The organism is Gemmobacter aquaticus (assembly GCF_007859075.1).
GTDB classification, from domain to species: Bacteria; Pseudomonadota; Alphaproteobacteria; order Rhodobacterales; family Rhodobacteraceae; genus Gemmobacter; species Gemmobacter aquaticus.
This window is the reverse complement of record NZ_VOAK01000021.1, coordinates 273,334-293,314: the sequence shown is the minus strand read 5'-3', so window position 1 is coordinate 293,314 and position 19,981 is coordinate 273,334. Positions and strand designations below refer to the sequence as shown.

Annotated in this window: 17 protein-coding genes, 1 tRNA gene and 2 pseudogenes; 5 read left to right on the top strand and 15 right to left on the bottom strand. The window is 62.1% G+C overall.

Features of this window, described 5'->3' with window-relative positions; genetic code table 11:
- Positions 1-47 precede the first annotated feature (47 nt).
- From FQU74_RS13095 to FQU74_RS19495, 4 genes are all read left to right on the top strand, one after another.
- Positions 48-124 (top strand) — tRNA-Met (locus FQU74_RS13095).
- A gap of 523 nt (positions 125-647) precedes the next feature.
- The gene (locus FQU74_RS13090) at positions 648-914 is read left to right on the top strand and encodes a transposase (protein ID WP_229704390.1); all 267 of its coding nucleotides are present in this window, start codon (positions 648-650) and stop codon (positions 912-914) included.
- A 74-nt stretch (positions 915-988) separates the two neighbouring features.
- Positions 989-1,240 carry a hypothetical protein gene (locus FQU74_RS19500; RefSeq protein WP_206665030.1) on the top strand — a complete coding sequence of 84 codons (252 nt, stop codon included), beginning with the start codon at positions 989-991 and terminating at the stop codon, positions 1,238-1,240.
- Positions 1,194-1,526, top strand: a complete 333-nt coding sequence (locus tag FQU74_RS19495) for a DDE-type integrase/transposase/recombinase (RefSeq protein ID WP_158635588.1) — start codon at positions 1,194-1,196, stop codon at positions 1,524-1,526. The genes FQU74_RS19500 and FQU74_RS19495 overlap by 47 nt, the downstream gene beginning before the upstream one ends.
- Here the strand turns inward: FQU74_RS19495 and FQU74_RS13080 are convergent.
- The 12 genes and pseudogenes from FQU74_RS13080 to FQU74_RS13025 form a co-directional block, all read right to left on the bottom strand.
- Positions 1,444-2,216, bottom strand: a pseudogene (locus FQU74_RS13080) (IS3 family transposase); the annotation flags it as partial. The gene FQU74_RS19495 and the pseudogene FQU74_RS13080 overlap by 83 nt on opposite strands.
- Positions 2,217-2,447: 231 nt before the next feature.
- Positions 2,448-4,475, bottom strand: a complete 2,028-nt coding sequence (locus tag FQU74_RS13075; protein ID WP_158635587.1) for an ATP-binding protein — start codon at positions 4,473-4,475, stop codon at positions 2,448-2,450.
- A 461-nt stretch (positions 4,476-4,936) separates the two neighbouring features.
- Positions 4,937-5,899 (bottom strand): response regulator, encoded by a 963-nt coding sequence (locus FQU74_RS13070; protein ID WP_158635586.1) that lies wholly within the window; start codon positions 5,897-5,899, stop codon positions 4,937-4,939.
- A 465-nt stretch (positions 5,900-6,364) separates the two neighbouring features.
- Positions 6,365-6,579, bottom strand: a pseudogene (locus FQU74_RS19450) (hypothetical protein); the annotation flags it as partial.
- 392 nt (positions 6,580-6,971) lie between these two features.
- Positions 6,972-7,319 (bottom strand): hypothetical protein, encoded by a 348-nt coding sequence (locus tag FQU74_RS13060; protein ID WP_373289023.1) that lies wholly within the window; start codon positions 7,317-7,319, stop codon positions 6,972-6,974.
- Between the two features lie 127 nt (positions 7,320-7,446).
- Positions 7,447-8,994: a L,D-transpeptidase family protein gene (locus FQU74_RS13055; RefSeq protein WP_146286904.1), complete on the bottom strand. Its 1,548-nt coding sequence runs from the start codon at positions 8,992-8,994 to the stop codon at positions 7,447-7,449.
- Positions 8,987-9,994: an ABC transporter ATP-binding protein gene (locus FQU74_RS13050; RefSeq protein WP_146286903.1), complete on the bottom strand. Its 1,008-nt coding sequence runs from the start codon at positions 9,992-9,994 to the stop codon at positions 8,987-8,989. The genes FQU74_RS13055 and FQU74_RS13050 overlap by 8 nt, the downstream gene beginning before the upstream one ends.
- Entirely contained in the window at positions 9,987-10,964 is a 978-nt protein-coding gene (locus FQU74_RS13045; protein ID WP_146286902.1) for an ABC transporter ATP-binding protein, read from the bottom strand. Before FQU74_RS13045 ends, FQU74_RS13050 begins: the two co-directional genes overlap by 8 nt.
- The gene (locus FQU74_RS13040) at positions 10,961-11,779 is read right to left on the bottom strand and encodes an ABC transporter permease (RefSeq protein ID WP_146286901.1); all 819 of its coding nucleotides are present in this window, start codon (positions 11,777-11,779) and stop codon (positions 10,961-10,963) included. The genes FQU74_RS13045 and FQU74_RS13040 overlap by 4 nt, the downstream gene beginning before the upstream one ends.
- Positions 11,780-11,788: 9 nt before the next feature.
- Positions 11,789-12,721, bottom strand: a complete 933-nt coding sequence (locus tag FQU74_RS13035) for an ABC transporter permease (protein ID WP_146286900.1) — start codon at positions 12,719-12,721, stop codon at positions 11,789-11,791.
- Positions 12,722-12,791: 70 nt separating this feature from the next.
- Complete coding sequence (locus tag FQU74_RS13030; protein WP_146286899.1) at positions 12,792-14,429, bottom strand: ABC transporter substrate-binding protein; 1,638 nt, start codon at positions 14,427-14,429, stop codon at positions 12,792-12,794.
- Between the two features lie 47 nt (positions 14,430-14,476).
- Entirely contained in the window at positions 14,477-15,352 is an 876-nt protein-coding gene (locus FQU74_RS13025; protein WP_158635585.1) for a serine hydrolase, read from the bottom strand.
- A 168-nt stretch (positions 15,353-15,520) separates the two neighbouring features.
- Here FQU74_RS13025 and FQU74_RS13020 point away from each other — a divergent pair, with 168 nt between their 5' ends.
- Positions 15,521-16,447, top strand: coding sequence for a LysR substrate-binding domain-containing protein (locus FQU74_RS13020; RefSeq protein WP_146286897.1), 927 nt, complete (start codon positions 15,521-15,523; stop codon positions 16,445-16,447).
- On the opposite strand, the gene FQU74_RS13015 is transcribed toward FQU74_RS13020, so the two are convergent.
- Genes FQU74_RS13015 through lysA form a run of 3 tightly spaced genes read right to left on the bottom strand, consistent with a single transcriptional unit; the run spans position 16,444 to position 19,896 of the window.
- Positions 16,444-18,021 carry a D-aminopeptidase gene (locus FQU74_RS13015; RefSeq protein ID WP_146286896.1) on the bottom strand — a complete coding sequence of 526 codons (1,578 nt, stop codon included), beginning with the start codon at positions 18,019-18,021 and terminating at the stop codon, positions 16,444-16,446. The two genes, FQU74_RS13020 and FQU74_RS13015, sit on opposite strands and share 4 nt — an antisense overlap.
- A 5-nt stretch (positions 18,022-18,026) precedes the next feature.
- A complete protein-coding gene (locus FQU74_RS13010; protein WP_146286895.1) occupies positions 18,027-18,539 on the bottom strand; it encodes a L,D-transpeptidase family protein in 513 nt (170 codons plus the stop codon).
- Between the two features lie 34 nt (positions 18,540-18,573).
- Positions 18,574-19,896 carry a diaminopimelate decarboxylase gene (gene lysA, locus FQU74_RS13005; protein WP_146286894.1) on the bottom strand — a complete coding sequence of 441 codons (1,323 nt, stop codon included), beginning with the start codon at positions 19,894-19,896 and terminating at the stop codon, positions 18,574-18,576.
- Positions 19,897-19,981 lie beyond the last annotated feature (85 nt).

Sequence of the window (19,981 nt, the reverse complement as noted above, 5' to 3'; positions counted from 1 at the left end):
ACTCTCAAAACGAACAATACAAATCAAAACACAAAAAGATATCCCGGCGCGGGGTGGAGCAGCCCGGTAGCTCGTCAGGCTCATAACCTGAAGGCCGCAGGTTCAAATCCTGCCCCCGCAACCAAAAAATGCAAAATGTATCAGCTACTTGCGCAGCGCCCTACGGGGCGCTTCCTGCATTTGCAGCGCCGCCCGGTGCTACAACGGTGCCACGCCTCAGCGCATCCTCATTTAAAAAGGCGTGTCCGCCAGCGGACGTCAAAAGCTTAACAGGACGCAGGAAAGGCGGACCTGTGCCGATTCGAAGGGACGCGACCTGTCCGTTGCCAAGTGCCAAATGCAAGGGCCGTGCCAGAACAGCCAAAAGAGATCATGGCTAGACGGGGGTGGGTAGTTCTCTCTCTCGCGCACGCGCGCGAAGCCGCCGCAGCGTGCCTAAATGAAGCGCAAAAAGTTCGTGGGCGCAGCGTGGATTATTGCCACGAGCAGGATCGGAAGATGGCGTGATTGTATCGACCCAGTGGAAATCTGCTCATGCTACAAAGGAGAAGGTAGCGATGAGTGTGACGATGGACGACGGGATCAAGCGGTGGACGGCGAAGCGCAAAACAGCGCTGGTGGTCGAGATCATCTAGGTCAAGACGACCGTGGCGGAGGCCTCTCGGGCCTTCGACCTTTCGCCGTCCGAGATCGAGGGCTGTGTCGACGACGCCAAGCGGGGCATGGAGAATGCGCTGCGGGCAAATCCTCTGGAGATTGGGGAGCAATACGAGAAGCAGCTGAAGGACATGCAGGAGGCCTATGGCGAGGCAATGCTGGAGCTGCGCGCCCGAAAAAAGCTGGCGGCCCTCATGGAGCGGGATGGAGTGAGGGGCGAGCGCGCCACCGGTTCGAGCGCCGCCCCGAACAAATGATCCGGACGCTCCGTGAGAGCCTTCTAGCCGACGGGATCGCGGTGCCGCTGACCAAGCTCTGCGCCTGATTCGGCGTGCCGCGGCGCACGGTCTATTACAAGCCGACCGAGGCCGCGCCAAAGGTCTATCCCCGCTTTGCCGAGCCGATCAAAGCCATGATCGAGAAGAAACCTTCCTTCGGCTATCGCACCGTAGCCTGGCTTCTGGGCTTCAAACAAGAACACCGTTCAGCGCATCTTCCAGATCAAAGGCTGGCAGGTTCGCAAGCGCCCGGTCGGCATGCGCCCCCGGATCGAGGCGGTGCCGTCCGTGGCCGCCGCACCTAACGAGCGCTGGTCGACGGACCTCTGCAGGGTCTGGGCTGGCCGTGACGGCTGGACCACCTTAGCCCTCGTCATCGATTGCCACACTCGCGAACTTCTGGGCTGGCATCTGTCGCGATCCGGCAAGGCCACGACTGCGGCCAGCGCGCTGCAGCATGCCCTGATCAGCAGGTTCGGCAACTTGGGAAAGGTCACGCGCGAGGCAACTCGGCGATCCGGTCGAGTTCCCGGGCCACGCGATGGCCTGAGATCGACGTGTCGACGACGGCACCAAGGCACTCCCGGTTGAAGTCATCGATGATGCACAGGACCCGGAAACGGCGGCCCCAGACAAGACTGTCAGTCACGAAGTCGAGGGACCAGCGCTGGTTTGGCCCCTGCGGGATTGCCATGGGTGCGCGGGTTCCAAGGGCCCGCTTTCGCCCGCCACGTCTGCGCACCGTCAGCCGCTCTTCGCGATAGATGCGGTAGAGCTTCTTCCAGTTAACCTCCCAGCCCTCTCGCTCGAGCAGAATGTGCAGGCGACGATAGCCGAACCGGCGTCGCTCACCGGACAGTTCCCGCAAGCGCGTTCGCAGCCCTGCATCGTCCGGGCGGCGGGATCGGTAACGATGGACGTGTGGATCAATGCCCACCAGACGGCAGGCACGACGCTGTGAATAGCCCTTCTCGGTCATGGCCCAGGTCACGGCAGATCTCCTTGAACTGGGCCTCAGAAGTTTTTTCCGAGCATCTCGCGCAGCGTCGCGACATCCATCATCTGTTCGGCCAACAGCCGCTTCAGCTTCGCGTTCTCGTCCTCGAGCTGCTTCAACCGCTTGGCCTCATTGACCTCCATGCCGCCATACTTCGAGCGCCAATTGTAAAACGTCGCATCACTGATCCCGTGCTTCCGGCAAAGCTCCGCCGCGCTCAACCCGGCCTGGTGCTCCTTCAGCACGCCGATGATCTGTTCTTCCGTGAACCTGCTGCGCTTCATGTCCGTCTCCTTCACTGGAAAACAGACTAACCTCAAAGTGCGGACGTTTCAGGGGAGCAGGTCAGGCTTAATCTGTGCAGACTCCGCTGGATGAATACAAACATGCGCTAACATTCAACCTGGAACACTCGATGGGGGCAGGCCAACGGGCGGCACGCGAACAGGCAGACGATCGTTTCGCGGCAAGACACTCACCTGACCAGCAGGCTCCCCGCCTTCCGTGGCTCACCGTCACTTCGCCCAATCCCCGTCATTCTCGGCTAACGGAATGGTGAACCAAAATGTACTTCCAGACTGAACGCTACTTTCAAAACCGATCTCACCGCCCATCAATTCGACGAGGCTTCTGCTGATAGAGAGCCCAAGCCCGGTCCCGCCTGATCGACGTATCGAAGAAAGGTCAGCCTGTTCGAAACGCCTGAAAACTGTGCTGACCAGTTCATTCGGGATACCGCAGCCTGAATCTTGCACCTTGAAAAGCACAGCCCCTTCGCGCGTCGAGGCCTCGACGCCGATATATCCATCACTGGTGAATTTCAGTGCGTTGGATAGAAGATTGGTCAAGATCTGACGGACTCGAATTGGATCTGCATGTATGACCGCCGAAGTTCCTTGAACGTTGAACTTCAGGCCCTTTCTTTCCACCAGTTCTCGGAACGAGCGATCAACATCCTCTAATACTGTCGAAACTGCTAGATTGACTACATCGAGCCGCATCTTGCCCGCTTCAATCTTCGAGAAGTCCAGCAGGTGATTGATCAGGGACAGAAGGTGCTGTGCGGACCTGTTCGCCTTGGATGCCATATCCTCTGCTGTCTGAACCAGCTTTTTCAGCCCCTCCGCAGCGTCGGAGGTGGAACCAGACGCAATTGACATCTGCAAATCCCTCACGGATGGGTGTCTGCCGATTTCGGCAAGCAATCCAACATAGCCTATGACAATTGTTAATGGCGTTCTAAGTTCGTGATTTAATACACTAATGAACTCTGATTTTGCACGCGCTGCGGATCGGGCGGCCTCGACAGCCAGTTTGAGTTCCGTTATATCGACGCGGAAACTGACAGTCGTACCGTCCTTGGTCTTACGCTCTACTACCCGCAGCCATTTCCCATCATCAAGCCTTTGCTCAAACACGCTTTCACCCGAGCGATGTGCGGCCAGTCTCTTCCCTATCCAGTCTTCTTCCTGACCTATTGCATCAGGGTATTGGCCAAGCATCACGCCGCCGCGTATAATTTCCTCAAAGCTTGTTCCCGGGATTAATAGGTCTTTTGATGTCCTGTAGATATCAATATAGCGCCGATTGAATAGAACAAGTTTGTCCTTTCGGTCAAAGATGGCAAAACCATCATCCAAAGCCTCAATCGCAACGGCTAACTGCTCCTCTGCGTCTTTCTGCCTGCGGAGCAATCGGAATATTGTCCGCAGGACTGCACAAACTACAAGAGTGCGAAGAAGTACCAAAGCTGCGATCGTCATGGCATTCGACGATATTAGCGGCCACCCGGCTACTGGTACGGATGCTATGTTCCAGCTGCTCGATGGTGTTGAAAATGTATTAATAACCGGCTGTTGTTCGAGAACAGAGGGATCGCCGAAGATCACTGCTCCATCTTCAACGCGCGATACCGCTGTCTTGATCCCAAAGCTTGCCGATTTCCGATTGATCCCATCGAAAAATCTTGCCGAGTCCGCAGCGATAGAGATCAGCGCGCGACGACTGGCTGGATCGCTATCCAAGGAGTTCGGCGAGAACCCAAGCCGGAGTATGAACCCTCGGCCTCCTTGCACCAGATCTATGGGACCAAGAAACACCGGCTTCCCTGTTTTCCGGGCCAAATCGACCCCAGTGCTCTGATTGGGTATCGTGTCCAGGTCCTTGCCCAACAAGGGAGCGTTCCGCTCAACGGGATATACACGTCGGACGACGCTGTCAGTGGCCAGAGAGATGTTAAGAATAACCGAACTGTCGGTTCCAAGGCGCGCGGCTGCGGCACTGAACTCGCTTTGGTCCATGTCCGGCTTCAGGGCTACGGCCGCCGCCATACCGCCAGCCCATGCAACCAGTTGTGAGATCGAAGATTCAAGTTCAAAGGCGAACATCTGGTTTTTGTTGGCAATTTCTGCCTCGAGCGTCTTCTTCTGCAGGTTATGCTCAAGCTGCTCAGTCGCCAGTGCTACACCCAGGCTCACGCCAACAACGATGGCGTACAGGGCGATCTCATACCTTCTGTAGAGCACGTTGACCTCCAAGGTCACCTACGCGGGTTCAGTGGGAATATGCAGCGCGTATGACGAAGGGTCACTGGTTGCAATCACAAATCGGATCGCTGTCGGGCCTCGACATCATTTCGTGAGAGATCAGAATCTGTCTCCAGGGTTGCTTGGCATGTGCGCTATGGCGCAATCGCATTAGCGTTCCCGTTCTCTCCATGGATCGACAGTCCAAAGACCGACGGGTTTTTCAGGCACGCAGCACCTGACGCTTCTTTCGGCGCGGTACGCTCGACCTGCGAAAAGATTCCTTGGCAGGGGCACGCGCACGGAGGCAAACACCGCGAAGCATCGCCCTCTGCCCTGTACTCCACGCCCACGACATTCTTCCAGCGAGGATGCAAGACAGGGATGTGGCAACCAAAGGAGAACAAATCATCCCTACGCGACATGCCGCAATGGAACCGTTTTGCACACTGGCCTGTTCAAGGACGAAATGCTCCCACCTACTTAAACTGACGAAAGTTCACCGTGATCGGCGGCGCCGACATTCTCGCGTTGGCTCGCGCAACAGCACGCTCAATCGATTTTTCCACGTCAGCAATTCCACCGAAGTGCGGTCGCACCGGGCTTCCCACTGCGACCTCTAGATTGATTGATGTTCCATCATCCAACTGGATATCCCGCTCATCTATGATGGCCTGAACTTCTGCCTCGATATCCTCGGAAGCCAATACTGCAGCTGCGCTAGATAGCGCCAAGAAGACACCATTCCCTTGATAGGAAATCAGGCTAAGGGTGTTCAGCATGACGGCGCTGACGGCATCGACGACCTCCCGAAGAATGTACTGGAACTCTTGCTCCGAAGCCCGGGAGTGGTGATCTGCTATCTGCCTGATGCCGATTGCAATCAATTGTGACGCGGCAAGTCCGGATCGGGAGAGCTGCTTGATGTAGTTCCTGAATGAGACAGCGTCTGCAACGTTCTGAACCCCTTCGATCTCGATGGCGCTCTCCAGGTCACCGCGTTGAAGGATCATATCTCCAGCATCTTTGCCTTGCGCCAAGGGCGACGGTTCACTTCCTCTGCGTGCCGCAGCCAGTTCGCTCGCCAGTCGGAGACGAACCCCAAGCTCCGTCATGTCGAATGGCTTCGTCACATAGTCCGTGGCACCAGCTTGAAAGGCGCTGTCGATGTACTCGCGTTCCGACATTGCCGTGATGATGATGATCGGTGTCCGGCGGTAGGCTGGAATCTGTCGCACACGACGGGTCAGCTCAATCCCGTCGATGTCGGGCATGTTTATATCGAAAAGAAGGCAATCAAAACCTGTGCCGGGGCGGGAAAGAATTTCCAGCGCCGCAGGTCCAGATGCAGCAGTCACAATGTGCGGAAACCCAACTCGGGCTGCAAGCAATGGCAACAGCTCGAGTATGTCTGGCTCGTCATCTACAGCAAGGATCTGCATGAGGTTGCTCCGGTGCTGTTCAGGGGAATGCGAATGAAGACCATCTTCGTTGCTTTTCTGTAGCATTCACTGTTGTGTCTCAGCAACGAAGGGAACGCGTGCTCGTCGATCATCGTGTTTGTCCGCGATGTTGATCAGAAGAAGGCCGGGCGCGCAGGTTACCTGCGAGGAGTGTGTGCTTTCCCGCCTGAACCATCGTTGCGACGCGGCGGCCCACCGTCCAGGCGGCGCGGGAGGTTTGGCAGATCGTCGCAGTTCATTCCAGCTTCCCACTATGTTGCCGGCAACCATGCGAAGAGTTCATGCCGGAATGCTCGCCCGTATTTTGGCCTGCGAAGCAGACGCCGTCGAGACTGAAATGTAGTCGGACCGAATTAGTTTTGCTGGCGGCGTGATGGTCACCGTAGACGTCACCGGCACGAGGTTGGGGTCATGTTCGTCGCATTGGGAGTCGAAGATGAGGGCTCACGCCCCCTTCTCGAACTTCATGACGGGGATGCCGAGCTTCTTCGCCTTGTCGGCGAGGTTCTCCTGGATGCCATTGCCCGGGAAGACGAGGACACCCACCGGGACACCGGGAGCACGTCCAGCATGGCATCGTTGCGCTTGAAGGGCGCAGCTTTGGCGTATTTGGCCCAGTCCGGCTTGAATGCCAGCTGCATAATCCCCCGGGCCTCGGCCAGAAGATCAGGAAAACAGGAGATCCCGGCCCTCTCGCGGATGATGTCGAGAAGATCGCCAAGTTCGCCCGTGGCGCCATCGGTGAACTTGCCGGCTGCGCCTGGGCCGAACGCTGGCCCGGTCAGCCGCACGAAGAGCGACCGGCCGGGGTTGTTCTGCAGGTCGCCCACGTTCCAATATGAGCCTTCCCGCCGCCCGTCGGGAAGGTAATTACAGCACACATTTTCTGCGTTCTGCGCAAGGTCACGCAGCAGGCCCTTGGTTTCGGGAGACATCGATCACACCGCGTTCAACTTAAGCGGGCATCTAGAGCGCAAACCGGGAAACGCTCATGCAGGCGGCCGAAAATGGTAACGCCGTCTACCTAGACCGGTCAGAAGAGTCGCAGCTTTCAGCTGATGATCTCCGAAATGAAGCCATCGGCCTTGAGCCGATCTTTCGCGGCTTCCGTGAAACCGGAAAGCTCGATCCGGTTCACGCCCATAACGCGGGATCGGTGCAATTCCATCCCCTCCGACAGCCGCACCACGGTCTTGCCGTCGAGAGTGAGGGCATGGACCTGCGCCGCCGTGAGCTTCAGCGCGTCGTCGGCGAGTGTGGTCGCGACCCAGGTGGGCGGAACCCGGCGACCGATGATGCGCTGGCCGTCGTCGGTCTGCAGGCGGTAGACGCGGGTTTCGTCCTTCCAGGTCGGGCTGTCAGCCGATCGGCTTTTCGCCCGATGCCTGTCGCATGCCACCCGGAAGCCGCGAACGGCGCGCGTGTAGTGGTGCAGCGCTTGGACCGCACCGAATACATGCGGTTGAAGTATTGCCCCTGCTTGAAGTCCCCAGAACGCTAGCCCTGCTCCTTTGCGAGGTTGGCGGTTAGCCTGGATCACCGGGCCGACACAGGAAGCACATCTCGGTTCCGGCCTTCACCGTGCCGCTGGCAAAGATCACCGCCCCGTCATGCGGCGCGGTGATCGGGCGGCCATCGGCGCGCTGGCCGATCACTTCGCCTGCGCGCACCGGCTCGCCGGTGACATAGGTGCGCAGCAGCCGGTCCTCATCGCTTTCGGCAAAGATCGCATCACCAATGTGCAGGATCGTCGGCGGAGCAGGGGGCGTGCCTGCCTCTGCCATGATCAGACCAAGCGCCGCAAGGCCGCGTGCGACAACGTCATAGGCCACCCCAATCGAGGCCGGATCCTTGTGCGAGCCGCATTCCACGGTAATCGCGGCCCCACCGGTGAACCGCATGAACTCGGTGGTGCCGATAGCGTGTCCGATCTCTTGCGCCCGGCCTTGCTGCGTCAGGGCCTTCAGATGCGCGGGCATCCAGCCCTGCACCGCAAATGGAAGGCCCAGTGCGCCGACCAACCGCCGCTCTTCGATTGGGCGCGCGTACGGCTCGAGATCGCTGCCGGGCGCATCGGGGCCGAACAGGGCGAAGGCCGGTCCATCAGCGCCGAAAGAATGCAGATCGATCAGAACGTCATGGGCGCGCAGCATCGGGCACAGCACATTCGCCACGCGGTCTTCATTGACCTGCGGCACAGGATAGTCGCGCAGGTTGCGGTTCAGGTTGCGCTCTCCCTCTCGCCGGTCAAGCCGATATGCCATGGGATTTACCACTGGCACGAAGGTCACCGAGCCGCATAGCAGTTTGCGGCGCCCCGCGCGGAATTCGGCAATCATGCGGGTGATTGCCTTGGGTCCGCAGACCTCGTTCCCGTGCACGGCGCCTGTCACGATCACGCGCGGGCCGGCGCGCAGGCTATGAAAAGTAACGCTTTCCAGACTGTCAGGCAGGGCCAGCGCCTCTGTCATCTGTTCTGGCGCCGCGATCTCGATGATCATGCCAGGGCGCAGACGCCGCGCCAGATTCAGCAGTTGATCATGCGGCACGGCGACACAGCCTGCAGTACCCGTCATTTCGCGGCGGGCGGCATGCAAAAAGATCGCACTGCCCCCCGCCGCGCGCGGCACGGCATCGTTCCAGCCCAGCGGGATGAAAATGTCGAACAGGCCGGGTGCACGGTCGGGTGGGGGCTCGTTATGGCTGCGGGCGCGCATCCGGTTGTAATCAGGGCTGGCCGGGTTCTCGATCCAGTCATAGCTGTCGGGCTTTGGCTTGAAGGGAAAGGCAAGTGCCGCCATTTCGGCATCGGCAAAGACCCCCGGCTCGTAATACCCATAGCGAAGCGCAAAGCGACCGGCTGGGGTGGCGCCGTCACCCTCTCGCTTCAGTGCCGGGTCCACGATGCCCGAGCGGCCCACGGCGCAAGGCACCGTCCAGTCGCCGATGGAAAGCGTGCCGTGATGCGGGGCGTCGGGATTTTGGCCCGCCCGCACCGTGATGATCAATTCGGGGCCAATTTCCGGGATGAAGGTGGCGGTGGCATAAGGTTCGGCGGCGGAAAGGTCAGACATGGTTCGTTCCGGTGTGCAGCAGATGGCAGCGCGCCTTGTGATCGGCGCCGATAGGGGTGAAATCCGGTCCCGCGCCGCTGCGGCACTGCGGCAGCGCATGGGGGCAACGCGGATTGAAGGCGCAGCCGTCGGGCGGGGCAAGCGGGCTGGGAATCTCGCCGCCCAGTCGGGCGGGCGCCTTGTCGCGGTGCATTGGGTCGGGGATCGCAGAAATCAGTGCCCGCGTGTAGGGATGGCTGGGCTCGGTGAAGATCTCGTGCCAGCCACCCTCTTCGACGATGCGGCCTAGATACATGACGGCGATGCGGTCACTCATATGTTCGACGACACCCAGATCATGCGAGATCAGCAGCAGCGCGAGGCCCAGCCTGTCCTTCAGCTCCAGCAGAAGGTTAATGATCTGCGCCCGGATCGAGACATCCAGTGCCGAGACAGGCTCGTCGCAAATGACCAGCTTTGGCCGAAGGATCAGTGCCCGCGCGATGCACAGACGCTGGCGCTGCCCGCCTGAGAATTCGTGCGGGTAGCGGGTGGCCACCTCGGGCGACATGCCGACCAGGCCCAGCATCTCGGCTACGCGGGCTTCGCGCTCAATGCGGTCGCTCATCCCATGCAGGCGTAGCGGGCCAGAGAGAATTTCCCGAATGGTCTGGCGCGGGTTCAGCGAGGACATCGGGTCCTGAAACACCATCTGTGCCGATCGGGCCAGCGCCATGGCTGGAACCTGCGCGGCGCCCGTGATCTCGTGGCCGTCCAGCCGGATCACCCCTGCCGTAGCAGGCACCAGTCCCAGCAGAGCCTGCGCGATAGAGGATTTTCCGCAACCGCTTTCGCCCACAAGGCCAAGGCATTCGCCCGCATGCAGCGTCAGGTCCACCCCATCCACCGCCTTGACCGCGAAGGCAGAGCCGCGCCAGCCCTGTCGTACCGCGTAATGCACCTTGAGTCCCTGCACCGACAGCAGGGGTTCGGAGGCGGGGTTCATTGCGACTTCAGACATGATGCAAACACCGGACCCGGCCTCCCTCGTTCAGTTCGGTCATCGCCACGGGCGCGGCACGGCATTCGGCTGTGACCCGGCTGCAGCGCGGCGCAAAACGGCAGCCCTGCGGGAAATCGCGGATGGCAGGCACGACCCCGCCGATCTCGGTCAGCCGTTCTTGCCCCCGCTCCAGCCGCCGCCCGAGTCGGGGCAGAGCCTCGATCAGGCCGCGCGTATAGGGATGGGCCGAGGCGGTAAAGATTTCTTCCGCGCTGCGCTGCTCGACGATCTGGCCTGCGTACATCACCGCCACGCGGTTGCAGATGCGCGCCACCAGCCCCAGGTCATGCGAGATCATCATCACCGCCGTGCCCTTGGCCCGGCAAAGTTCCAGCACCAGTTCGACAATCTCGGCCTGTATGGTCACATCCAGCGCCGTGGTCGGCTCGTCAGCGATCAGCAATGCAGGGTCACAGGCCAGCGCGATGGCGATCATCACGCGTTGCCGCATTCCCCCCGAAAGCTGGTGCGGATAGGCATGGATCCGTCGCTCAGGGCTGGAAACCTGAACCTGTTCCAGCGCCTCGATGGCCTTCACCCGTGCAGCGCGGGCAGTCAGTCCGCGATGCAGCACGAACATCTCGCCGATCTGATCGCCCACCGTCATCAGTGGGTTCAGCGCCGTCATCGGCTCTTGAAAGATCATCGAGACCTTGTTGCCGCGCAGACGGCGCATCTCGCTGGCGGGCAAGGGGGCCAGGTCTCGCCCTTCCAGCAGGATCTGCCCGCCGCTGATCGCCATGGGCGACTTCAGCAGCCCGGCCAGCGCCAGCGCGCAGAGGCTTTTGCCACAGCCCGACTCCCCCACCAGACCGAAGACCTCGCCCCTCCCGATGTTGAAATTCACGCCCTCAACCGCCGCGACTGGCGCGTGCCCGTCGCAAAGGCTTATCGCAAGGTCGCGGACCTCCAGAATTGTCCCGGTCATTTACGGCCCTTTCCATGCGGGTCAAGCAGGTCGCGCAGGCCGTCGCCCAGAAGGTTGAAGCCAAGAACGGCGGCAAACAGCGCCAGCCCCGGAAAGATGGCGACCCAGGGCGCGACCATCAGTTGCTCGCGCGCCGACGACAGCATCCCGCCCCAGCTTGGGTTCGGCGGCACGACACCGAGGCCGAGGAAAGAGAGCGAGGCCTCGGCCATGATGGCCGAGCCGACACCCATCGTGGCAACCACGATTAGCGGGCCGGCGATATTGGGCAGCAATTCTCGAAACATCACATGCAATGTGCCAAAGCCCATGATGCGGGCCGATTGCACATAGTTCAGCGACTTCTGCGTCAGCACCTGCGCCCGCGATATCCGGCAACTGTAGGCCCAGTCGGTCATGCCAAGTGCAATCAGCAGGCTGAGCAGCCCCGGTCCGAGGATGGCCATCAAGGCCAGCGCAAAGACGATCGTGGGGATAGAGAGCATGAGATTGGTCAGGCCCTGCACGATCTCGTCCCACCAGCCGCCGATATAGCCGGCCGACAGACCCAGCGAGACGCCTATTGCGGTGTTCATGACCTGCACCGCGAGTCCGATGAAAAGCGAGATGCGCGCGCCATAGGCAATACGGGAAAAGATGTCGCGGCCCTGCTCGTCCGTTCCCAGCCAGAACTGGGCGCTCGGCGGCTCTTCGGCATACATCAGATTGGCCGAGGTGATGGGATGATAGGGCGCGATCAACGGGGCGAAGACGGCGAGCAGAAAGATCAGTAGGATGATCCCGCCGCCGACATACAGGTTGGCTCCGGCTTTCATGGTGCCTCCTCAGCGGTAGCGGATGCGGGGATCGACCACCAGATAGGCAAGATCGACCAGCGTATTGATCAGTAGGAAGAAGAGCACGATCACCAGAATCGCGCCCTGAACGGCCGGAATGTCGCGCAGCCCGACTGAATCGATCAGGAGCGACCCCACCCCTGGCCAGGCGAAGAGCTTCTCGATCACCACGGATCCGCCCAGCATGGAGCCGAACTGCAAACCGATCGTGGTCAGGACCAGCACAAAGGCATTGCGCGCCAGATGGCGCAGCACCAGACGTCGCTCGGACATGCCCTTGGAACGTGCGGTGCGAATGAAGTCCGAGTTGAGCGTCTCCAGCACTGCCGCGCGGGTGGTGCGGGCCAAAAGAGCCATGGGCGCGATGCCAAGCGTAATTGCCGGAAGGATAAGGTGGCTCAACCCGCCCGAGCCATAGCCAAAGGTTGGCAACCAGTGCAGCTTTAGCGAGAAGAGATACATCAGCACCAGCCCGGCCCAGAAGGCCGGGATTGACAGGCCCGAAACTGCCAGCGTCATGGTGGCGGTGTCCAGCCAGCTGCCTTGGCGCATCGCGGCGAAAAAGCCCAGCGGAAGGCCGATGCAGACTGCAAAGAGGATCGCCGCGCAGGCAAGCCGGAACGAGGCCCAGATCCGCCCCGCCAACATATCGGCCACCGGGCGCTTGGTGGCATAGGATGTGCCCAGGTCGCCCTGCGCCAGCCCCGCCATGTAGCGGCCAAAGCGCTGCGGCAGCGGATCGTTCAGGCCGAGTTCGGTCTCGATGCGTTCCAGCACTTCGGCAGAGACATCCCGTTTGTCAGCCTGCAGCGAAGAGGCGTAGGTGCCCGGAATTACGCTGAACAGCAGGAAAACAAGGGTGACGACGACAAGGACGGTCAGGGCCGCCTGAAGCAGCCGTCTGAGCAGGACATTCAGCATTGCGCATCCACGGGCTGACGGGGGCTGGCATGGGGGGGCGGCAACAGTCCGCCTCCCCTCGGCGGGTGGATCAACGCGCGGGCGCGTTTTCGTCCAGCCAGACCTGATCGACCTCGATGATCGCGGCTTCGGTCACGTTGGCGTCCACGCCATGCACCCAAGGCTGGGTGGCCAGCACTGCCTTGTTGTAATTGTGGAACCAGACCGGCGCCTGTTCAAAGATATAGGTATCGGCCTTGCGCACCAGTTCCACCCGCTTGGTGGCGTCCAGCGTGGCCACGGCCTCGTCCAGGATGGCATCGAAGGCCGGATCCTTGAACCCTGCCCGGTTGGTGGAGCGCGGCCGACGGCTGTCAAAGCTGCGCAGCGCCGAGATCGGATCGGGGCCGGTGCCGTTGGACCGGAACCAGGCCGGCGCTTCGCCCTTGTTGATCGCCTCGACCAGCACACCCGCTTCGACCACCTTTGGCGTCACAGTGATGCCCACAGCAGCAAGGAAGGGGGTCATGGCTTGCAGCACGCCAAGTGACGAGGTCGCATCGGTCACCCAAGCCTCGAAGCTGATCCCATCGGCCATCCCGGCCTCGGCCAGCAGTGCCTTGGCCTTTTCGGGGTCGAACGCATAGGGCTTGCGGTCGGGATCGAAGCCGGAAGAGGGCGTGGGCAGCCAGCCAACGGCCTTGAACGCCTTGTTTTTCAGAAGTTTCTCAATGATGATGTCGCGATCCACTGCATAGTTGATCGCCTGCCGAACCCGCACATCATCAAAGGGTTTCATGTCAAGGTTCATCCCCATGTGACGGGTGAACATCTCGGCAATCTCGATCAGACCTTTCGACAGTTCCGGGTCCTGTGAATACATCACATAGCCGTTTTCCGACAGCACGGTCGCGTCGATCTCACCCGCACGGAAGGCCACATCCAGCGCCGAGTAGTCGTCGGTGATGGTAAAGGCGATGGCATCGGCGTAGGGCTTGCCAGCCTTGAAATACTTGTCGAACTTCTTGCCCGAGATGCGCGAGCCCTCGATATGCTCCACAAAAGTGAACGGGCCGCAGCCGACCGGGTTCGACAGGAAGGTGCCGCCCTCCACTGCCTCGCGCGGCAGAATAGCGGTCACTGCCTCGAACAGCAGATAGCCGGGCTCGACAAAGCCGTCGAAGGTGATCGAGAATGTCAGATCGTCAATCTTGACCAGACCCGCCACGTGATCGGCCTTGCCATCCATGTAATCCTGCGCGCCCAGAATGTTCTGCAGGTTGGAAATGGCCGAAAGGCTACTGCCCGGCGCCAGAATGCGCGAGTAGGACCAGATTACGTCATCTGCCACCAGCTGACGGCCATTGTGGAAAAAGATGTTGTCATGCAGTCGGTAGGTGAAGGTCTTGCCATCCTCGCTGCGCGTCACGTCTGCGGCCAGTTCCGGCACCACCGAATTTGTCGCCGAATCCCAGTTGTAGAGTGAGCGGTGGAAGGCCTTCGATACAGCCATGTCCTGCGATTCATAGGTGGCGTGCGGATCAAGGCTTTGCAGGGCGGAACCGAAGGGCGCCACCATCTGCAGGGTGCCGCCGGGGCGCGGCGTGCCCGCATCCTGTGCGCGGGCGGCAAAGGGGGCAAAGCCGGTGGCGGCCGCTGCGGTGCTGGCAAGCATCGCCGCCAGCACGCGGCGGCGGCTGAGGACGAGGGAGGCGGGCAAATGGGTCATGTTCAGCTTCCTGTTGGTTGGTCTTGTTTCTTGTCTTTAGGGCTGCGTCAGCCGAAGGCTTCGGCGACGAAGGCGCGGGCAAAGGCGGGCAGGGTGCCCGTGTGGGCTGCGGCAGCCGGGCCTTCCGTCAGCACCGCCAGCGTGGCAGAGCGGCCATCCGGGGCCGAGATCGCGGCGACGTCATGGCGCGTCCAGGAGGTATGCCCGGCTTTGGACCAGACGCGAAAGCTCTCTGGAATGCCCTCGGTCAGAAATCCTGTGATCTGGTCGCCCTCCGGGTCTGGACCGGCGCTGCGCTGCCAGTCCCGCGCGAGATGCCCCGCCATCCAGTCGCGACCGGGCAGGGCGCCTCGCAGCATCTCATGCAAAAGGGCGGCGCAGGCCCGCGCCGAAAGCTGGTTGGCAGGCCGGACCAGCCGCGCCTGCCGGGCGCGGCCATAGGGGCTGTCCTCATAGGTGGAATGGATCAGGTGAACCCCCTCCAGCGCCGGAATATTCAGTGTCTCCAGCCAATCCTGCACCTGACGGCGTGCGGCCACCCAGGCTTCGAGCGCGGCCGCGTCCAGCATTGGCCCGTCAAAGGCGCCCGTCAGGCGACCCAGCAGGTAGGTGGTTGCATCGTTTGATGAAATTCCGATCATCGCCTTTGTGGCACGGTGATCCTCTTCATCCATCGTAATGCGGCCCTCTGCCTGGAACGCGGCGAGAGCCGCCAGATAGACCATCTTGCAGACCGAAGCAGGGTAGATCTGCCGGTCGCCGCGATGTTGCCACATGGGCTGCGCGGCAAAGGGGCCGGGGTCGGCCTCAATTAGTGGTCGGTCATGGAGCAGCGCGCAGACTGCCACCTGATCGGCGCCAATATTGCCCCCCGCTGCATGCATCAGCGCTTCGAGCCCTGCCTGTGCGGCACGGTTCAGCACGGAAGGGGCGGGATTGGCTGACAGGTGCAAGAGGCGCTTCCATCCGACAAAGGCAGAGATCCTCGCAAAAGACTAAGCCTGCATCGCCACTACAGGATACAGAAAAGCCTATTTGACTTCATTCATTTTCGATATGAAGTGGCAAGGCAAACCGGATGGGGGGCAAAGATGCGGCCGGGACTGACCCTGCGGCAGGTGGATGTGTTCCGCGCCATCGTAAAATTCGGCACCGTCACTGCGGCGGCAGCCGCTCTCGGCTCGTCGCAGCCCACGCTGACGCGTGAGTTGCTGCGGCTCGAGGCAACGGTGGGCTTTCAGCTTTTCGAGCGGCGCCGCCAGCGACTGCACCCGACCGCGCGCGCGCTGAAACTCTATCACGCCATAGAGGAGGCCTATTCCGGTCTCGACAAGATCAACGCATCTCTCCTGCGCATGCGTGCGGCCTATGGCGAGATTCTGCAGGTTTCCACCCTTCCCACCTTCGCGCAAAGCCTGCTGCCCGAGGCAGTGGCGCGGCTGCACCGCGAGGCGCCCGGCCTTACGATTGAAATCGACAATGGCGATCCGCGCAACCAGTCGCCGATCTCTGGCTTCAACTTCGATCTGGGCCTGATCGAGGGGGAATATGACGATCCCACGACCGAGGTGATCCCATTGGGTCGGTTCCGGCAGGTCTGCCTGATCCCCGCCGGGCATCCGTTGGCCAGCGGCGAGGGGCCGCTGAAGTTGCAGGATTTCGAGGATCATGCCTTTGTCTCGCTCGGCCCTAAAGATCCCTACCGGATGATCCTGGACCGGATGTTTGACGAAGCCGGGGTAACGCGGCGCCTGCCCGTGACCATGCAATCGGCGAATGCTGTGTGCGAGATGGTGCGCAGTGGTCTCGGGGTCAGCATCCTCAATCCCCTGACCGCGCTCGGCTATCTGGGTGATCGCGTGGTGTTGCGCGGCTTTGCGCAGGCTCCGGGCTTTGTGGTCTCGGCGCTGCATCCTGCGGATCGTCCCTGGGTGGACAGCGCCGGACGGTTGGCCGGGCATCTGAGGGCGGTCTGCGCCGAAACCCAGCAACGCCTGCAGGCGCTCCGGCTTTCTTAACGACCTTGGTCCGCCTGTGGGCCGCAATAGTGGATGCTGCGGGCCAGCCAGCAGCCAAGCACCAGCCCCTCCACCCGGCCAAGCGCGTCACGACAGATCCGCAGGCTCCACTCCCCGGGCGGCGCTGCATCCATCGCCCGGCGGCTGGTCACCGTCCAGAGATCGGGCGCCAGCGGATACATCCGCTCTACCGGCCCGGCTCCCAGCATGCCCTCGAAGCTGATGCTGGCAGCCCCGTCGCGGGCTTCGATCAACAGCGCGGCCCCGATCTCTTCCGACCAGTAACGCCCGGCAATCGCTGCTGCATCGGCGCGCGCCAGCGGTCGCACGGGCAGGGCGTGCAGGATCAGGTTCTCGGCCGGGCGCCGCATCACCAGCGCCGCGCCCTCCCGTTCAAGCACCAGCCCGCCCGGTCCTTCGGCACGCACCGGGGTGACTGGGCGCAGGGTCACCGACGAGACGGAAAAGTTCAGCCGGACGCCGTCGGGCGTATCGCGGCAGCGCAGGAACAGGTCGGTCTGTGGCTCGTACCAAAGCCCGGTCCATCCCTGTGCAGGCAGGGAAGGCGGGATGGGCAGGCTGAGGGCGGCCTGCATAAGCCCCTCGGCGGCACCCATCGCGCTGGCCTCGTGGTTGAAGATCACCACCACCGACAGCCGCGCCGCCGCGACATGCAGCCGGAACGAGCAGAAGCCCCGTAGTCCTCCGCCATGGCCAGTTACTACCTGCCCGGCCAACTCATAGCGGCGCAACCCATAGGCATAGGCCGCTGGCGCCCCGTCCGCAAAGGTCACCGGCGCCGACAATCTCGAATAAAGTCCCGCCGGATCGTTGCGGGTCGTGTCGATCCAGACCTCCCAAGCCAGCATATCCTCCAGTGAGGCGACTACCCCGGCATCGCCGATCCATGTGATCGCAGATTCTGCGGGCAGAAAGCCGACATCGTCATTGCCTTCATAGCCGATCACCCCATCGACCTGCTGGCTGGTATCGGGCGAAAGCTCTGCCGTCGTCATGCCTGCCGGGCGCAGGATGCGCTCGGTCAGAAGCGGCCCGAAGGCCTTGCCGGTTGCACGCTGGATCAACTCGGCCAGCAGGCGGTAGTTGCCGTTGCTATAGGAATAGGCCGTGCCCGGATGAAAGTGGGTCGAGCGCGCTCCTGAGATCAGCTCAAGCCCTTGCTCGGCCGTCAGGCGTCCCTCCGGTGCGGCGCCATGCAGCACGGTCAGCGCCCAGTAGTCCCGAAGCCCCGACTGGTTATGACACAATTGCGCAACTGTCGGGCGCGGGCCCTGCAGCTTTGGCAGAAGATCGGGCAGCAGCGGGTTCAGCACCTCGGGGCTTCCGCATTGATCCAGCAGCAGCGCGCAGGTCATCTGCTTTGAGATCGAACATATCGGCATGCGCCGCGTGGAAGTCATCGGCAGGCGGGCCGCAACATCGGCATGGCCCCATGCGCGCCGGGCAATCACCCGGCCCTCATGCACCACGCCCGCCACGCCGCCCGGCCCCCGGAACTGGTCGGGCAGCAAGTCAAGGGCCGCGGCCAGCGCCTTGAGATCCGGCAGGGCCATCCGTCTTAGCCCGCCTGAAAACAGAGCCGGGTATCCGGCCCGGCCTGCGCCAGAAACTCCAGCAGGTCTGCCCGGCTGAGCGCGGCGCATCCGGCAGTCGGGCTGTAGTCGGGCCGGGCGATATGCAAAAATACCGCGCTGCCCGCGCCCGGAACCACCGGATCGTCATTATGTCCCAGCACAACAACGATGTCGTATAGCCCATCCTCGCGCCACATCTCCTCGTGGCTGGCGGAGAAGGGACACTTGACCGGGCGGTTGTATTCGGGATGGGCAGGCGCATCGCACCAGCCATCCATCGGTTCGATGGCGGTCGTGGGAAAGGGCGAGGCAGGCGGTCCGTCCAGTCGGTCGGCGCGATAGAGCACCCGGCGGATGGGCCAGCAGCCGAGCGGGCTGATGCCATCGCCCTCGGCGCGTTTTTCGGCAATGCCACCGCGCCCGACTGCTGCGCGCCAGATCTGGTCACCATAGCTGGCTTGCCAGCCTGTCCCCGCTTCCGTCACGATCAGATCCATCGCCCCACCTTGTCTTTTTGCGCCCGCCGCCAAATCAAACCGAAAGACTGCCCTCGCCAATGCTCTGCCAGGCGCCGGGCGTCTCTAGCCGCAGCGCCGTCTCGATCCCCGCTCGTGCCCGGATTACCCGGAACCGCTCCCCCATGACCAGCACCTCTGGGATCAGGTCGCGCGAGTTATAGGTAGAGGACATGGTGGCGCCATAGGCCCCGGCATGCGTGAAAGCGAGCAGATCGGCGGGCGCCAGCCTGCCCAGCCCCTGATAGCTGCCAAAATCGTCCGAGCTTTCGCAGATCGGTCCGACCAGACGGCAGGGTTGCGCGTCCACCGCACCGCGTGGCGGGTGCAGCGTCAGCACCGGATGGCGCGCTTCATAAAGGGCCGGGCGCATCAGATCGTTCATCGCCGCATCGACAATGGCTAGATCGCCATGCGCGCCGGGCTTCAGGTAAACGACCTCCGTCACCAATGCTCCAGCCCTGCCACAGAGCCAGCGCCCCGGCTCTACCGTCAGTGCCAGATCCAGATCCCCGACCGTCTCTCGAATTGCGCGTGCATAGCCGACCAGATCCGGTCCCGGATGGTCTGCGTCGCCAATGCCCAGCCCGCCGCCCAGATCCAGCCGCGCGACGCTGTGCCCAGCCGCGCGCAGCCCGCGCACCATCTGCGCCAGCGCCGCCCAGGCCTGACGGAAGGGCGCGAGGTCCAGCACTTGCGAGCCGATATGGACCGCCAGCCCCAGCATCTCCAGTTCCGGCCGGGTCGCGCCGGCGGCGTAGAGCCCGGGCACGTCGGTCGCCGCGATGCCGAATTTGCTGTCCCTGCGCGCGGTAGTGATCTTGGCATGGGTCTTCGCATCCACATCCGGGTTTACCCGCAGCACCACCGGTGCGCGCAGGCCCAGATCCCGCGCGGCGGCGGCCACGGCCTCCAGCTCAGCCGCGCTTTCAACATTGATCTGATGCAGCCCGGCCCGCAGCGCAGCGGTGATCTCAGGCCTGGTCTTGCCCACGCCCGAGAAGATGATGCGCCCCGGCGGTGTGCCAGCGGCCAGCGCGCGCGCCATTTCTCCGCCCGAGACGATATCCATGCCGCAGCCGAGCGCGGCAAACTCGGCCAGCACATTCACATTACTGTTGGCCTTGACCGCAAAGCAGATCGAGACGCCAAGCGGTGACAGCACCTGTTCCAGCGCCGCGTAGTTGGAGCGCAGCGCCAACGCCGAATAGGCATAGAAAGGAGTACCAATTGCGCCGGCCACGACTGCCAGCGGCACCTCCTCGGCATAAACCGTGCCCTCCCGGCGCGTCAGCCAGCTATCGGGGATCATCTGGGGGGGCGGGGCGAAAACAGTCATGGCGGCCTCTGGCATGGTTGCGGGGCCAAGGCTAACAGTCGTCTTTCATGCAATTGAAATACTTACTTGGCGTCGTTCATTCACC

Coding starts and splice junctions, on each gene's coding strand:
- FQU74_RS19495 (WP_158635588.1), top strand. CDS start 1,194: ATGCGCCCCCGGATCGAGGCGGTGCCGTCCGTGGCCGCCGCACCTAAC.
- FQU74_RS13070 (WP_158635586.1), bottom strand. CDS start 5,899: ATGCAGATCCTTGCTGTAGATGACGAGCCAGACATACTCGAGCTGTTG.
- FQU74_RS13055 (WP_146286904.1), bottom strand. CDS start 8,994: ATGTCTGACCTTTCCGCCGCCGAACCTTATGCCACCGCCACCTTCATC.
- FQU74_RS13050 (WP_146286903.1), bottom strand. CDS start 9,994: ATGTCTGAAGTCGCAATGAACCCCGCCTCCGAACCCCTGCTGTCGGTG.
- FQU74_RS13045 (WP_146286902.1), bottom strand. CDS start 10,964: ATGACCGGGACAATTCTGGAGGTCCGCGACCTTGCGATAAGCCTTTGC.
- FQU74_RS13040 (WP_146286901.1), bottom strand. CDS start 11,779: ATGAAAGCCGGAGCCAACCTGTATGTCGGCGGCGGGATCATCCTACTG.
- FQU74_RS13035 (WP_146286900.1), bottom strand. CDS start 12,721: ATGCTGAATGTCCTGCTCAGACGGCTGCTTCAGGCGGCCCTGACCGTC.
- FQU74_RS13030 (WP_146286899.1), bottom strand. CDS start 14,429: ATGACCCATTTGCCCGCCTCCCTCGTCCTCAGCCGCCGCCGCGTGCTG.
- FQU74_RS13020 (WP_146286897.1), top strand. CDS start 15,521: ATGCGGCCGGGACTGACCCTGCGGCAGGTGGATGTGTTCCGCGCCATC.
- FQU74_RS13015 (WP_146286896.1), bottom strand. CDS start 18,021: ATGGCCCTGCCGGATCTCAAGGCGCTGGCCGCGGCCCTTGACTTGCTG.
- FQU74_RS13010 (WP_146286895.1), bottom strand. CDS start 18,539: ATGGATCTGATCGTGACGGAAGCGGGGACAGGCTGGCAAGCCAGCTAT.
- lysA (WP_146286894.1), bottom strand. CDS start 19,896: ATGACTGTTTTCGCCCCGCCCCCCCAGATGATCCCCGATAGCTGGCTG.